This is a genomic window from Longimicrobiales bacterium (assembly GCA_028823235.1).
Taxonomy (GTDB): domain Bacteria; phylum Gemmatimonadota; class Gemmatimonadetes; order Longimicrobiales; family Gaopeijiaceae; genus UBA2589.
Genome location: JAPKBW010000034.1, coordinates 1 through 14975, shown reverse-complemented (window position 1 = coordinate 14975; position 14975 = coordinate 1). Strand labels below are relative to the sequence as shown.

Here is a 14975-nt window from a genome sequence, read left to right as displayed (position 1 = left end):
AGCACGTTCGCCTCTTTCTTCGGGGCCATCAGATACATATTGAACGGTACGATGACAACGAGCAGGCCAAGTCCGCCGAGCATCGAGTTCCGCTGGGACGGGTCGGAGGGGTTATACCAGGCCATTGTTCAGTTTCCCTGATCGGCGATCTGCGCTTGACTGGCGGCATCTCCAAAAAGCGGGATGGTCTGCAACTCATCCAATGGTGGTCCTACGTAGGTCAGAGTCAGTTCGAACATGAATACGAGATCGCCAGAGCTGGCCTCCGACAGGACCTCCTGAATTGTTTCCGTCTGAACGGCCCGAAGGAAGCGGGATGCCTCAAGACGGCGCATGAACTGAGTGATGGCGAAGATGGAGCCAGCCCGCCCAGTCACCCGGACCTGCAAGGGTCCGTCGCTCAGGTACAGGATCCCACTCAGCCAGGTGAAGTCCGGGACCGCAGCAGCGATCTCGTCGAGGAGGTGTGGCCATGTGTATCGACCTGCGTCGATTTCCTGGATGATCGAGACCCGCTGCTGGATGGAATCTCCGCGCGCCTGCAGTTCGTTGGTGCGCTGGATGATCGCGGCGTTGCGAATCGAGTCCTGAACGGCAGCCTCAAGGCTGACATTCAAGTCTTCGGCATCACTTTGTACGCCGAGGAACGTCATGCCCATATAGCCGAAGGAGATGACGGCCGCGCAGACAAAGAAAGCGACGTACGAGTCCACCGACAGGCCGCCTCCAGCCCCACCACCCACAAGTCCTCTGACAGATTGAGCCAGCGCACCAAGGGAAAAGCCTCCGCCACGCTTATTTTTTCCGCCAGGGAGAAGATTAACTTCGATCACAGTATCGTTGTCCTCGTCCTAGGCCCTGAGAGCGAGCCCGAGTGGCAACAGCAGCATTGGTGCAGATTCATCCAGCGACAACCCAACGGCAGCGTCCGACCGGACCGGGATACGCTCGAAAGGGTTTACAATTTCGGTATCGACGCCCATTCGCGTCGCCAAGGTCTGGCTCAGACCCGGAATGCGCGCGCCACCTCCACTGAGGAAGATCCGCCCGACGGTGTTTCCGTCTCCGAGGAACGCGCTCGCGTGTTCAATCCCAACCGCCACCTCGTCCGCGGAGATCTGTACGAAAGACTCCAGGTCGATGGCTGCCTCCCTCCCCTGCACAACGCTTTCGGCCTGTTCGGCTGTGAGGCCCCGACCCCGCTGAAGGTCTTCGCGAATCTTGCGTGAACCAAAGGGGATATCGCGCGTCAGAATCAGGACACCGTTCTCGAGGATGCTCACGTTAGTCGTCTCATGGCCCACATTGACCAGGCCGACGATCCCATCCTGAGCGTCCGGATAGTTGTATTCGAACGCGTTGTGGAGCGCGAACGCATCTACGTCGATCACGATCGGCTCGACACCGGCGTCCTGCAGCAGTCCGATCTTGTTGTCGAGGAGTTCTCTTTTCGCTGCGACCAAGAGCACCTCCATCTGGAGGCCGTCCCCATTCGGATCCAGAATCTGGAAGTCGAGCTCGACGCTCTTGGTGTCGAACGGAACATGCAACTCAGCTTCCCACTTGATCGCCTCGCGAGCATCGGAGTCCTTCGTCCGATCCATTTCGATCTTCTTGATAATCACGCCGGGACCGCCCACCGCTGTGACGACCTCAGCGCCCCTCATGCCGAGGCTCTGGAAGAGCCCCATGACGGCATCAGAGACGAGACCATAATCCATGATCTCGCCTTCAACGATGGCGTCCAGAGGCAGAGGGCGCACAGCGACCCGGACCACTTCAGGCTGATCGCCCGAATGGTCGACCACTACGATTTTCACGAAACCTGAGCCGACGTCCAGCCCGATCACGTTCCGCTTTCGTCCGAAGAGGCCCATTAACCCGGAGGCAAGGTGCACGCTATTTCACCGGGTGCGATGGGAGTGGCGGGAGTCGTAAACGCTGCGGCCGAACCGTAGTAGATGGAGCAACCCTCGGTGGGAAGAAGCTTAGCATGCCGCGCCGTAGCGGCCCAACCTGACGAGGTAGCGGCAATCGTCACGGTAACGCCATCAGAGTTCGTGAAGGCGAGGCTAGCTGTGCTAGTCGTGTACGAGTATGAGTCCGAATAGTAGATCTCCTGCTGGCTGGCCAGGTTCTTGAGATCGGACTTCATGGCCGCGAAGTAAGCCTTCTCCCGGATCGCGCTGAGCTTCGGAATGGTGATAGCCGCCACAATCAGAATGATCACGACCACAATGAGCAGCTCAATGAGGGTAAACCCCCCTTTTCTCTGCATCGGAGTAACTCCAGATAAGAATGAAAAACAGTGACGCTCTGTTTCACTATAACAAGTCAGAGACTGGATGGAGACACTAAGAAGGCAAGATCAGCGCGATCCACACTTCAGCCTCCGTCGCTTACCGATGATAGGCGCTCGGGGGTATTCCAGAGCGGTACCTCAGGTGCAGCCCAGCGCTTAGCCCGTGGGCCAATCACGTTGTATTTGAAAATGCACCAGAGAGCGGAAACACCATCCTGCCAGCCAACCTTCTTCCCTTCGTCATAAGAGCGACCGTCGTAACTGATCGGGAGCTCATAGATCCGGGCGCCGGCCTGAGCGAGCCGAGCCGTAAGCTCTGGTTCGATGCCGAAGCGGTTCGCGCTGAGCGGAAGCGTATGGAGCAGCTCTCGACGAATCATTTTGTAGCATGTCTCCATGTCCGTCAGATTCAGATCAGTCGCCATGTTGGAGAGGATCGTGAGAACGCGATTCCCGATCGAATGCCAGAAGAGCAGCACACGATGTGGTCCTCCGAGGAATCTCGACCCGTACACAGCGTCCGCTTTCCCCTCCAGAATAGGCTGAAGCAGCATCGGGAGCTCCCGTGGGTCGTACTCCATGTCTGCATCCTGTACCACGACTACGTCCCCTGTGGCGTGCGCAAAGCCCGTGCGGAGCGCAGCCCCCTTTCCCTCGTTCTTCTCGTGCATGACCAGCGTATCGATGAGGGTGCCTTCGAATTGTAGAAGGATGTCCTTCGTGCCATCGCCAGACCCGTCGTCGACCACGATCACCTCAAGCCATAGTGGCACCTCACGTACACGGCGCAGCAAGCGCTCCACAGTGCTCACTTCGTTGTACACGGGAATCACGATGGACAGGCGGACGCGATCCCACGCGAGATCGTCCTGCGCAGACGAATCAGACCGAGGGAAACCTGACATGATCATGCGTCGATTCCATAGCAGTTGAGCTTTCGATAGAGCGTAGAAGGATCGATTCCAAGCGCTTTTGCCACACGAGTCTTGTTCCCACCCTCGGACTCCAGAATCCAAAGAATGTATGCCCTTTCCACGACGCCCATGGTCGAATTTGGCGGCATCGTGACTGAAACCAGTCGAGAGCGAGGCACTTCATGGACGCGCTCAGGCATTGCGTGAGGAGCGATTACGGAGCTTCTGGGCACAACGACCGCCCGCTCAAGCGCGCTTTCAAGCTCCCGAACGTTGCCGGGCCAGTCGTATTTGGAAAGTACACCCGTGGCCTCTTCTGCGAGTGAGTATTCGTTGCCGGATCTGTCGCGGGCGCGGTCCAGGAAATAGCTCGTGAGCACAAGGGTGTCTTCTCGACGATCGCGGAGCGGCGGCAGGTGCAGCTGAATGGCATTCATTCGGTATTACCGGTCGCTCCTGAAGTCACCTCGGGTGACCTCTTCTTCCAGATTTTTATTGGTCGCCGCGGCGATCCGTGTGTCGAACGCTACCACTTTGGTCGAACCGACGGGAAGAACCTCCCGCTCCTGGATCGCGCGAAGCAGTTGACCTGTGTTGTCGGACTCATCCCTCCGATCTCATCGAGAAAGAACGTCCCGACACAGCCCCTACAAGCAACCCGTCCTTGTCTTTTACCGCGCCAGCAAGTGACCCCTTCACATGACCGAAGAGTTCTCTCTCCCGAAGACTCTCTGGAAGTGCACCACAGTTGATCGATAGGAAGGGACCGTCCGAGGGCCCCGACAGGGCAAGCCTCAATCTCCTCAACAATAGCCACACCCGCTCGCAAACTGCAGGGGATCGCAGCAGCAAATTGCGATTCTGAAGGCTGACCAGGAGTGTCGGCGTTGTCGCTGGCTCGGACCGGCATATGGATTCAGATTAAGGAATGCTCGTTCTCCGCCGCCTTCTTAGCCTCGCGCTCCTCGCGACAGCCTTCGTCCCCCTCCATCGCCTACTGGACCCGCGAACCACCGGCCCGGCGGGGGCTGCGACTCGAGGTGCGGCGGAGGCGAGTTGGACCTTAGGACTGGCAGGGTCGATCATCGTCGGCGCGCTGTCATGGCTGATCGTCAGGATGTGGCCCGGCGGAATCCCGAACTGGCTTCAAACGCTGGCCGCAGCAGTGCTCAAAACGGCAGCCGCAGCACTGCTCACCCCCTCCGCGGGACGCTTCGCGCTGCTGCTGGGCTTGGCGACCCTCGCCGCCACTTCAGCATCTGCCGTCTTTTTGCACAGTGCGACCCCTACGTCGGTGGACGGGATGGCTCAAATGCTTCACGCCCAGGGCGTGGCCGCGGGCCATGCGACGATCCCGCTGGCAGGAAATCCGGCCTTCTGGACGGTCCAAAACGGAGTCGTGACAACAGAGGGATGGGCCTCAATCTATCCACCGCTTCATACGCTCCTGCTCGCCCTCGGTGTTCTGCTGGGCGTGCCCTGGCTTGTCGGCCCTGTCGCAACCACGGTTGCCACCGTCGCCGGTGCCGCAGGTGTTGAGCGTCTCTGCGGAGCGGCTACCGGTCGTCTCACGGGAATCCTGCTCCTCCTGTCACCATTCTGGCTCCTCCTCGGCTCAACGCACCTAAGTCACACCACAGCAGCGGCAGGCCTAGCTCTGGTACTGTTCAGCGCGATAGCGGCACAGAACGGAGCGCTCCGGTGGACCGTGCTCACGGGCGCCTCCGTCGGAGTCGCTGTGTGCGCCCGTCCCTGGATCGGACTCGCCTGCTCGGCGACCATCGTCAGCATCGTGTGGTGGCCGCGGGCGAGAGCCTGGACGACCGGTGAGAGTTTTCGCCGGTTCGCCGCACTGGTTTCCGGCGGTGCTCCGTTCGCAGCTCTGTTCTTCTGGTGGAACCTGGGGCTGTTTGGGCACCCACTTCGCCTTGGATACACAGTGGCCTTCGGTCCATCCCATGGGCTCGGGCTACACCGGGACCCCTGGGGTAACGCCTACGGCCTGCTAGAAGCAGTCGGCTATACCGGAGCCGATCTGAGTCAACTCGGTGTACGCCTGCTCGGGTCGCCGCTCCCACTCACGGTCCTCGTCGCGGTTCTCCTCTGGACGAAGGTCGCGCCCAAGGGAGTTCCTGCGGTCATCGGGTGGGCGGCGACAGCCGTGATAGCGAATTCGCTGTACTGGCATCACGGATCAAAATTCGGCCCCCGAATGCTCTTCGAGAGCGTGCCCGCATGGATGGCGTTGCTGGCCTTGGCCTGTGTCACTGCATTCAATCGCACGGACCCGAGGACCTTCACCCGCCTGATCCGATGGACAATCGTCATGACACTGATCGGCGGCCTCTCATTCGCTCCCTTTGTCCTCGCCAGAGCGCGAGCGCATGGCACCGAACCGCCTCCGGAGGTAGACGGCGGTCGGGCTCTCGTTTTGGTTCACGGCAGCTGGTCGTCGAGGACGGTGAATCGGCTGGTCGCCACCGGAATGCGACGCGACTCAATCGAGACTGCGCTACGTCGCAACGATGCCTGCACAGTGCATCAGTACGCTCAATGGCGGTCCGGTCCGATGGACACACCAGCCCCTGCACTCAGCTTGGACCCCCTCCCGGGATTCGCTTCTGAGCTGGAGCCCCGCGCGCTGTCACCGCGGAATGTGGTGCGCATTGACCCGAGTCGGATACCGAATCCTTCTTGTACGCGAGAAGCGGCCTCAGACCGGTTCGGCGTGTTCGAGTTGGAGTTGCTCTCCTGGCAGGCACCTCCTCTACCCGAGCGTGACATCGTGTTCGCTCGCGATCTCGGGCCAACTGAGAACCTATCACTCCTGATGTCGACGACCCGCACACCGTGGATCTATCTGGACGCAGGTCCGGACCGAGGCATGATGCTTCTTCCCTATGACGACGGCATTGAGTTGCTCTGGCACAGGGCGGGGGGGGAGCTTCCACGCTGATATTTTCGCCACCCAAGGAACCGCCCGAGAAGTCTCAGCGGTGATCGGGCCTCTTCAGGCGCTGCACAACATCAACCACACTATAGGCGGACCCACCGAGTCGGCCGACGGGGCGCAGCGTTTCGGGGCGAACTCGCCGGCTCCCATCTTCGAAATCGAGGTCTGGGGAAAGTCGAACGCCCACCACCTCGCCGATGATCAATGCATTCGGCGCACCCTGGAGGTCCACTTCCTGCTGAACGACGCACTCGAAGACAGCGGGACATTCCGAGACGAAGGGGGCGTCCACGAGGTTCGACGACGCGGAGTGAAGTCCAGACACAACAAATTCGTCCACGTCCGGCTCGGCCGTCAGGGACGACTCATTCATGGGCACGAGGAGCGACGCAGAGACCAAGTTGGCGCAAAAGGCGCCCCGATGGCGAATGTTCAACAGTGTGTCCTTCAGGCCATCCCGCCGTTCCCCGATCGACACCCCGACCAGCATGGGTGACACGGACAGCGCCCCGAAATAGCTGAAGGGCGCGAGGTTCGGGATCCCGGACTCACCCCAAGTCGAGAGCCAGCCGATCGGCCGGGGAGCGACGATCGAGGTCATGAGTTCATAGCGCTCTTTCGCGGTAATCTGGCTCGGATCGAGGAAATCCGAAGCGGCCACCTCTTCCAACCTGGCAGTAACTCCCCGAGTGGGCATCAGTTCTCGGGTGGGACTTCAATCAGCTGGCCAGGGAAAATCCGATCATTTCGAAATCCATTTACGTCACGGATTTCGTCCACGGACACCCCGTGCTGGCGCGCAATCTTCCACAAAGAATCGCCACTGCGGACTAGATACTCGGTATTCTCTGGCGCGCTGAGCCCTCGAGCTTCCAAGCTCGCCACGTAGGAGGCATACGGTTGCGGAAACAGGGCCACGTGGTAATGGCGCGGGTTCCGCTCAAGGGTGGCCTCGAGAATGCCACCGCGCTCAAGGCTGAGCAAAACACCCTCCAGCCAGTCCCGACAATTACGATCCCAGCTAGAGCGAAGATCGAGAGCCATACCAGTTGGGTGAACGGTCCGATCAGACGCGTTTCGCGGCTGCCGATTTTGCGGACGCGTCAGACTCGTGACGACCAGTTGCTCATCACATGCATTGCGATACTGGCGACTCAATCGCTCGATGAAGACCTGAACCTCAGGTCGGGCATACGGGAACGAGACGGCGTGGAGCGAATGATTTCGACCAGCCTTGATCGGAACGATCCAGCCCCGGTCGGCAAAGAAACGGACGCGGTCGGGCGTTTCGATATAGGTGTAGTCGTGCACGCTCGCCATCTGAACCTGCCGGTCCATGGACGACGTGGAACCCCTCAGACTCTGAGCGTCCGCTCCCTCTGCCGACGCAACGAGGCCACACGCGAAAAACGCGAACAGAAAGCGAGCACGGGAGGAATTTGGGAGGAACATCGAATGCGTAGGGCTGAGGCGTGGCACCCCTCCAACGAGGGATATAGATAGGTAAACATATGTTTTTTGTCGCGCAAGAATTGTGTCTCTTCCTGCGCAAAGTACCTGGCTTTCCTAGCCCGTATTGATAAGCCAGAATCCCGTCCCCACTACGAGAAAGGGCCGAGGCCACCTAAGGGACCCCGACCCTTTTGTCGTCGAGCCGTCACGAACGACGGATTCGATGGGACCTTTCCTTTGTCAGATCACTCCGCGGTCGCAGCCGCATAGCGCTCGGCGACTTTGTCCCAGTTCACGACGTTCCAGAAGGCCGCGAGATAGTCGGGGCGGCGGTTCTGGTAGCTCAGATAGTACGCATGTTCCCAGACATCGACTCCCAAAATTGGAGTCATCCGAGTCATGTAAGGATTGTCCTGGTTGGCCGTCGCGGTCACGGCGAGGTCTCCGGAACCATCAACCACCAGCCATCCCCAGCCCGAGCCAAACTGCCCCCCGGCAGCCGCCTGAAACTGCGCCTTGAAGGCATCGAGCGACTCGAACGTTGCATCGATGGCGGCACCCAGGGAACCACTCGGCGCACTAGCGCCACCGGGCGTCATGACATCCCAAAAGAGTGCGTGATTGATGTAGCCGCCGCCATTGTTGCGAACACCACCGCGGATCGAGTCAGGAAGCGAAGCAAGGTCAGAGACAAGTTCGATGGCAGATTTGCCGTGAAAATCGACGTGCCCCTCGAGTGCTCCGTTCAGTTTGCTGGTGTATCCGGCGTGGTGCTTGCCGTGGTGGATCTCCATCGTGCGCGCATCGATGTGGGGCTCGAGCGCATCGTGCGCGTAGCCGAGATCAGGAAGATCAAAGGGATAGGCCATCGTTGCCGGACTCCTAGGCTGACTAGCTTGCTTGGGTGGGGTGGCCATAGAAGCCGTCCCAAGGCGACTTCTTCTTCGCTAGCTTGGAGACGGCAGGGCCGTGTGGAGGGATAATACCCGACTCGGTTCCGGTCAGCAAACCTCGAACGGACCGGCTCACCGGTGGTCGATCAACCCCGAGAACGAAGAATTCTGCTCGTCGATTGTGACGCGTTCTTCGTGCAGGTCGCACGCCTCGAGGACCCCGATGGGGCCGGAAAGGCGTCCCTGCTCATCGTCGGTGGATCTGCCACGGGACGAGGAGTCGTCACGTCGGCTTCCTATGAGGCACGCGCGTTCGGAGTCCGGTCCGCGATGCCTACCTCGCACGCGTTGCGGCTCTGTCCGAATGCTACCGTCGTGGGTGTGCCCCGAGGTTCCATAACCCGCCGTAGTCGTGAGGTACGCGATGCGCTCCATAAGGTGGCACCAGTTGTTCAGGCGGCATCTGTCGATGAGTTCTATCTGGACCTGACCGGCACGGAACGACTCTTTGGTGCCGAGACGCTAGAAGACACGGCATGGAGGATCCGCGACTCGGTTCTCGAACGAACTGGGATCTCGGTATCCGTCGGCGGCGGGACACGGCGGATCATAGCAAAGCTTGCCGCGACGCCGGCGAAACCAGCCGGCGTGCATATCGTCGCCCCAGGCTGGGAGCAGGCCTTCCTCAACACGCTCAATCTCGCAGACCTTCCGGGCATTGGCCCCACGTTCGTGAAGACTCTGCAAGAGAAAGGACTCATCCGGGTGGTGGACGCCGTGGAGGTCCAGCTCGACTGGCTCCAGCGGATGTTTGGCGAGCGACGAGGCAACTGGTTATACCATCGAGTGCGGGGCGTCGACAACAGTGCCGTCGACCCGGCGGAGCGGCGAAAGTCGATTTCGTCAGAACGCACATTCTTCGAAGATCTGGTCAAAGACGACGACCTCGAGCGGCGGCTCATCGAGCTTACCACTTCGGTCGGCGCGACTCTTCGCCAGAAGGGACTCCGGACTCGAACGATCACGGTCAAATTGCGTGACCACGACTTCAAGACACGACAACACAGTCTCACGGTGAGTGAGCCTATTGAATCGAACGCCGCGATCCATGACGTCTCGCGGGGTCTCCTGCGCGAACTCCGTGCCCAACGGCGGGCCGCTGCACGGTTGCTGGGCGTCGGCCTGAGCGGGCTCGTCGCTGCCGCAGAGAGTCACCAACTCGCGCTCTTCGACAAAGTCGTCACTGGGGAATCCGATCGTGACCGCAGTGTATCACTAGCTGTGGACCAGCTTGCGGATCGATTCGGCTACGGGGCGGTCATCCCGGGTCGGATGGTGGACGCGGCTCCGTGCCGAAAGAACCGTGTCGACGGACAGGACGACAACGACAAGGATGGAGGATGATGAGATTGCAAGGCGTGAGCGACCTTTGGTCGGACGCTAGAGTGGTCATTGGGATGGTCCACCTCGGTCCTCTCCTCGGTGCGCCCGGATGGGGTGGATCGATGGCTTCCGTTCTGGATCGAGCGTGCAACGATGCGCAGAAACTGAGCTTAGCAGGCTTTGATGCTCTGGTCGTGGAAAACTACTCCGACAGCCCGTTCCTGCGCGGGCCCCTGCCCGCCGAAACGATCGCAAGCCTGTGCGCAGCCGTGTCCGCCTTAGGAGCGGCAGTCAAAATCCCGGTAGGTGTGAACGCTCTGCGGAACGACGCTCGTGCGGCACTCGGAATCGCAGTCGCAACCGGCGCAGCCTTCATCCGGGTGAATGTGCATACCGGATCGATGTGGACCGACCAGGGCCTAGTCGAGGAGGCTGCGGGCGAAACACTTCGAATTCGGGCTGCGCTCGATGCAGACGTAGCGATCCTCGCCGACGTCCAGGTGAAACACGCGACACCTCCGGTGGGTGCGAGCCTGGCGGAGGCGTCGTCGGATGCCTGGGAACGGGGCCTGGCGGACGGACTGATCGTATCGGGTCGAGGCACCGGCCAAACAACCGATCACACCCATCTCAACGAGGTCCACCAGACCGTGCCCGCGGCCCCTCTCTTCGCGGGCTCTGGGGTCACCGCGGACAACGTAGGTCGCACGCTCGAGGTCGCCACAGGTGTCATCGTCGGAAGTTCAATCATGTGCGACGGGATGGCTGGGCACGGAGTCGACACGGAGCGTGCCTCGGCGTTCATGCGCGCGGTGAGAGGCTGCGGACTACCCCAGTTCTCGTGACGCCGGGAAAAGAAAACCGGGGCTACCTCTATGAGGCAGCCCCGGTGATGATCACCTGATTTCCGGTTATGTCAGGCCGTGCTCAGTCGCCAGTCATCCCGGCTCGCTTCGCCGCCACCGCCTCGTATGGCTTCCGTTCGAAGTAACTCTTTGTCTCGGCAACCACGACGGGAGCCAGGAAAATCAGGGCGATCAGATTCGGCCAGATCACAATCGCGAGCGCCACGTCGCCAAGGGCCCATACGACCGCCAGCGGCACTGAGGCTCCCATAAAGTGAGCCGCCACGAACAGCGCCTTGTAGGGCAAGATCGCCTTCTGGCCAAAGAGGTAGTGCGCACAACGATCGCCGTAATAGCTCCACGATATCGCAGTTGAGATACCGAACAGCAGCACGCCGAGCACTACAATCATGTGGCCCCAGTCGCCGAGCGGGGCGAGTCCCTGACGGAACGCGGCGGCCGTGATCGGCGCGCCATTTTCGACTGCATCTCCATACAGAGAGGTATAGGTCGTGCCATTCGACCCTACCGCCTCTCCACGGTCCGGATGGACGGTGCCCGAGAAGCGCTGTGTCTGTGCCGCATCCGTGTAGAGGGGATCGACCGACGCCTCGTGCCACGACAACAACACCGCTCCGACACCAGTGGCCGAGTGCGAACCGTTGGCGATCTGGATCTCAGCGGGCGCATCAACACCCTCATACCGGTTCGTTTCAACCTGGGACGTATAGGCTATGTCGCCTCCACCCAGCGTGATCTCGGTCGGGAAGCGCTGCTCATGCGCTCCCATCATGATGATGACCAATCCCGTCAGCGAGCAGATTACGATGGTGTCGATAAACGGCTCGAGGAGCGCAACGACACCCTCTGAAACTGGCTCATCTGTCTTCGCTGCAGCGTGCGCGATAGGTGCGGATCCCTGCCCTGCTTCATTAGAGAACAAGCCCCTGCGAACACCCCACATCATTGTGACGACAAAGACTCCCGCTCCGATTCCCGCGACGCCCGCCTGCGGATTGAACGCCCCGGTAATGATCGCGCCAAAGGCGCTCGGCAGTGAGCCGAGGTTAAGTGCGATGATAAGAAGCGCACCCACTACGTAGATGGCGGCCATGAACGGAGCGAGGAATGCAGTGACCTTCCCGATCCGTCCGATACCCCCGAGAATCACGGCTCCGACGATGACGGATGTGATCGCGCCCATCAGCATCATGTTGATACCGAACGCCGAATTCATCTGGTCGGCGACCGTGTTGGCCTGGACCGCGTTTCCGGTGAAGAAGGCCGTGAAGGCGAGCATGACGGCAAAGAACACGGCCATCGGCTTCCACTTGGGGCCGAGCCCTCGCTCGATATAGTACATCGGCCCACCCGCGACCGCGCCAGTCTCATCCGTGGTCCGGTACTTCTGAGCGAGCGTCACTTCGGAGAACTTCGTCGCCATCCCTAAGAAGGCGGTAACCCACATCCAGAAGAGCGCGCCGGGGCCACCCCAGTGAATCGCCATTGCCACGCCAGCGATGTTCCCGATGCCTACCGTAGCCGAGAGCGCAGTCGTCAGCGCCTGGAAGTGCGACACGTCACCCGGATCGTCAGGATCATCATACTTCCCCGAGGTCACAGCGATTCCGTGTCCAAGCTTCCTGACCTGGATGAAGCCCGTTCGAATCGTCAGAAAAAGGCCAACCCCGAGAAGAAGCAGCACCATGACGGCGATGCGCTCTTCCCCAATGGGGAACCCGAACTCGATGATATACGTGTTCGCGAAGTCGACGATCGGCTGTAGGAAACTGTTAAGAATGGACTCCATTCGTGTGTCCTTTGGGATTAGTCGAGCTGGCGTGATCAAGAGGATCTACGCCGGAATCAGAAGTGTCAAAGAATGCTCTGCGCCCCTGACCGAGGCAAGCGAACAAGTTATCGAGTTGCGACAGCGGCTGAGTACAGGTTGGCTGTAACGGCCTCTGAGAGAATTTCGTGAGCTCGATTCACGATTGCATCAAGCGAGGACGATTCGTGGAACATCTCCTCCGCCTTCTCTCTCAATTCCGGGATCGTGGGGAGATGAGGCAGCGAAAGCTCCGTAATCCCTTCCTCAAGTGCCTCTTCGACCTGATCTCGTGCACGTCGCGCTCGCTCTATGAGGTCTTCGAGCGCATGAGACTCGTCCCAAGCCTCGCGCACGGCGCCGGAGATGTTGTCCACACTGAAAGCCGCGGCCAACTCGCCTGCGACCTTCTCGATCACCTTCGCACCTACGGGTCGTTCACCTCTCACAATGGCGGCCGGAGGCGCCCTCAGATCCCAAACGAGGCGGAACCAGGACATCACCTTCAGGACGTAGTAGGAGATGTCGACTTCCCACCACTGGAAACCCTGGCGAGTCGAGCTCTGATAGTGGTGGTGGTTGTTATGCCAACCCTCGCCCAGAGTGATCAGGGCCAACCACAGATTGTTGCGGGAGTCATCGCCCGTCAGGTATCGCTGCGACCCTGATACGTGGGCCAGAGAGTTGATGAAGAACGTGCAATGGAACAGAAGAACGGTGCTCCAGAAGAAGCCGACGATGAGCATCGCCCACCCTCCCCAGAGCCACATCCCCAGTCCCAGCACGATGGCCGGGAGATACATGTTCCGGTCCAGCCAGACGAGCTCAGGGTACCTCGTCAGGTCTTTCACCGTCCCGTAGTCCGGTTTCCAGTTGCTCGGATTGAAGATCCACCCGACGTGTGCGTACCAGAAACCATGGTGTCGTGGCGAATGGATGTCATGCTCGGTGTCGGAATACAGATGATGATGACGATGCACAGCCGCCCACCAGATCACACCTCGCTGAGCCGAAGACTGGCCCAGAAAGGCGATGAGGAACTGAAAGACCCGACTCGTTTTGTACGATCGGTGACTGAAATAGCGATGGAAGCCCGCCGTGATCGCCCACATGCGCACGACGTAGAGGACTAATCCCACGGCGACGGCCCGTAGCGGTACACCCGTCCAGATCGCGCCAAGGCACACTAGGTGCGTCAGGACGAAGGGGATCGCAGCCGGATAGACGACATCACTGTGCGGCGGATGTTTGTGGGCCAAAATCGCCCTCCGAGGGGACGGTCGCGCCAACGCGCGATTGAGAAGCAATTGCAAGTTAAGCCCGTGTGGGGTTGAGAGGGAGAACAATTTGCATATCTTCATATACACATTTATGAATACAATTACTTCCCCCGCCTTTCTTGAGCGCCTCAGCGTCCTCAGCGACGAGACCCGCACTCGGATTCTCGCCCTTCTCCAGCAGGGGGAGTTCACGGTGAGCGAGCTCTGCGTGGTCCTGCAGTCCGCGCAGCCAACCGTCAGCCGACATTTAAAGACACTGGCATCCGAAGGATGGGTCGCAGTTCGAGCGGAAGGGCGTAATCGGCACTATCGCATTAATCCTGCCCTCGACGACGCGGGACGGGGCCTCTGGGATATCGTGCGCCAGGAGGTTAGTGAGAACAGCCTCTACGAAAAGGACGCGGAGCGGGCTCGATCGGTGCTGGAATCGAGGCGACTTCGTTCCTCCGCCTTCTTTGCCGAAACGGCCGAGCACTGGGATGAGACTCGCTCCGAGCTGTTCGGATCGGCCACAGGACTGTCTCCCATTCTCGGACTCATCGATCCGTCATGGACCGTCGGAGACCTAGGTACAGGCTCCGGTGGTCTATGTGCCCGACTGGCCCCCTTCGCCGACCGCGTCATCGGTGTCGATCGATCTGCGGAGATGCTTACTACCGCCCAAGCGAGGCTTCACGACACCGCCAATGTCGAATTGCGCTGCGGCAACCTAGAGTCACTTCCAGTAGACGATGACACCTTCGATCTCGCGATTCTCGCACTGGTACTGCATTACGTCGTAGATCCCCTGACTGTCCTGAGAGAAGCCTTCCGCACCATCAAACCCGGCGGTACCGCCCTGCTCCTCGACATGAGATCTCACGATCGGGGGGTCATCTACGCTGAGGAGATGGGGCACGTGTGGCCCGGATTCGAGTCAGCCCAGATTGATGGATGGCTTACAGAAGCGGGCTTCCTGAAACGACGTATCGCACCACTGCCACCTGACCCGGCGGCAACTGGCCCTCTGCTTTTTCTCGCGTCGGCACGGGCCTGACCGGCACGGCGGCGATGCGACACCATTTCCTTTCCAGTCTCACCCACGAACACCTGAGAATTCAATGAGTGATATCGCAGTCCTCCCCC

General features: G+C 60.1%; 14 protein-coding genes. 4 read left to right on the top strand and 10 right to left on the bottom strand.

What is annotated here, in order from left to right; translation table 11 throughout:
• Positions 1–128: 128 nt before the first annotated feature.
• The 5 genes from OSA81_12735 to OSA81_12715 form a co-directional block, all read right to left on the bottom strand.
• Positions 129–833 (bottom strand): PilN domain-containing protein, encoded by a 705-nt coding sequence (locus OSA81_12735; protein ID MDE0899873.1) that lies wholly within the window; start codon positions 831–833, stop codon positions 129–131.
• A gap of 18 nt (positions 834–851) precedes the next feature.
• Positions 852–1898 (bottom strand): type IV pilus assembly protein PilM, encoded by a 1047-nt coding sequence (gene pilM, locus OSA81_12730; protein ID MDE0899872.1) that lies wholly within the window; start codon positions 1896–1898, stop codon positions 852–854.
• The gene (locus tag OSA81_12725) at positions 1877–2278 is read right to left on the bottom strand and encodes a prepilin-type N-terminal cleavage/methylation domain-containing protein (protein MDE0899871.1); all 402 of its coding nucleotides are present in this window, start codon (positions 2276–2278) and stop codon (positions 1877–1879) included. The genes pilM and OSA81_12725 overlap by 22 nt, the downstream gene beginning before the upstream one ends.
• Positions 2279–2385: 107 nt before the next feature.
• Positions 2386–3213 carry a glycosyltransferase family 2 protein gene (locus OSA81_12720; protein MDE0899870.1) on the bottom strand — a complete coding sequence of 276 codons (828 nt, stop codon included), beginning with the start codon at positions 3211–3213 and terminating at the stop codon, positions 2386–2388.
• A complete protein-coding gene (locus tag OSA81_12715; protein MDE0899869.1) occupies positions 3210–3653 on the bottom strand; it encodes a hypothetical protein in 444 nt (147 codons plus the stop codon). Before OSA81_12715 ends, OSA81_12720 begins: the two co-directional genes overlap by 4 nt.
• A gap of 491 nt (positions 3654–4144) precedes the next feature.
• On the opposite strand from OSA81_12715, the gene OSA81_12710 reads away from it, so the two are divergent.
• Positions 4145–6172, top strand: coding sequence for a hypothetical protein (locus OSA81_12710; protein ID MDE0899868.1), 2028 nt, complete (start codon positions 4145–4147; stop codon positions 6170–6172).
• Positions 6173–6206: 34 nt separating this feature from the next.
• On the opposite strand, the gene OSA81_12705 is transcribed toward OSA81_12710, so the two are convergent.
• The 3 genes from OSA81_12705 to OSA81_12695 form a co-directional block, all read right to left on the bottom strand.
• Positions 6207–6866, bottom strand: coding sequence for a flavin reductase family protein (locus tag OSA81_12705; protein MDE0899867.1), 660 nt, complete (start codon positions 6864–6866; stop codon positions 6207–6209).
• Complete coding sequence (locus tag OSA81_12700; GenBank protein MDE0899866.1) at positions 6866–7621, bottom strand: DUF5715 family protein; 756 nt, start codon at positions 7619–7621, stop codon at positions 6866–6868. Before OSA81_12700 ends, OSA81_12705 begins: the two co-directional genes overlap by 1 nt.
• Before the next feature lie 245 nt (positions 7622–7866).
• A complete protein-coding gene (locus OSA81_12695) occupies positions 7867–8490 on the bottom strand; it encodes a superoxide dismutase (GenBank protein MDE0899865.1) in 624 nt (207 codons plus the stop codon).
• 162 nt (positions 8491–8652) lie between these two features.
• On the opposite strand from OSA81_12695, the gene dinB reads away from it, so the two are divergent.
• Complete coding sequence (gene dinB, locus OSA81_12690; GenBank protein ID MDE0899864.1) at positions 8653–9918, top strand: DNA polymerase IV; 1266 nt, start codon at positions 8653–8655, stop codon at positions 9916–9918.
• 14 nt (positions 9919–9932) lie between these two features.
• Positions 9933–10742: a BtpA/SgcQ family protein gene (locus OSA81_12685; GenBank protein ID MDE0899863.1), complete on the top strand. Its 810-nt coding sequence runs from the start codon at positions 9933–9935 to the stop codon at positions 10740–10742.
• Positions 10743–10824: 82 nt separating this feature from the next.
• On the opposite strand, the gene OSA81_12680 is transcribed toward OSA81_12685, so the two are convergent.
• On the bottom strand, positions 10825–12552 hold the full coding sequence (locus tag OSA81_12680) for a sodium:alanine symporter family protein (GenBank protein ID MDE0899862.1): 1728 nt from the start codon (positions 12550–12552) through the stop codon (positions 10825–10827).
• A gap of 107 nt (positions 12553–12659) precedes the next feature.
• Positions 12660–13829: a fatty acid desaturase gene (locus tag OSA81_12675; GenBank protein ID MDE0899861.1), complete on the bottom strand. Its 1170-nt coding sequence runs from the start codon at positions 13827–13829 to the stop codon at positions 12660–12662.
• Positions 13830–13941: 112 nt separating this feature from the next.
• Here OSA81_12675 and OSA81_12670 point away from each other — a divergent pair, with 112 nt between their 5' ends.
• Positions 13942–14886: a metalloregulator ArsR/SmtB family transcription factor gene (locus tag OSA81_12670; GenBank protein ID MDE0899860.1), complete on the top strand. Its 945-nt coding sequence runs from the start codon at positions 13942–13944 to the stop codon at positions 14884–14886.
• Positions 14887–14975 lie beyond the last annotated feature (89 nt).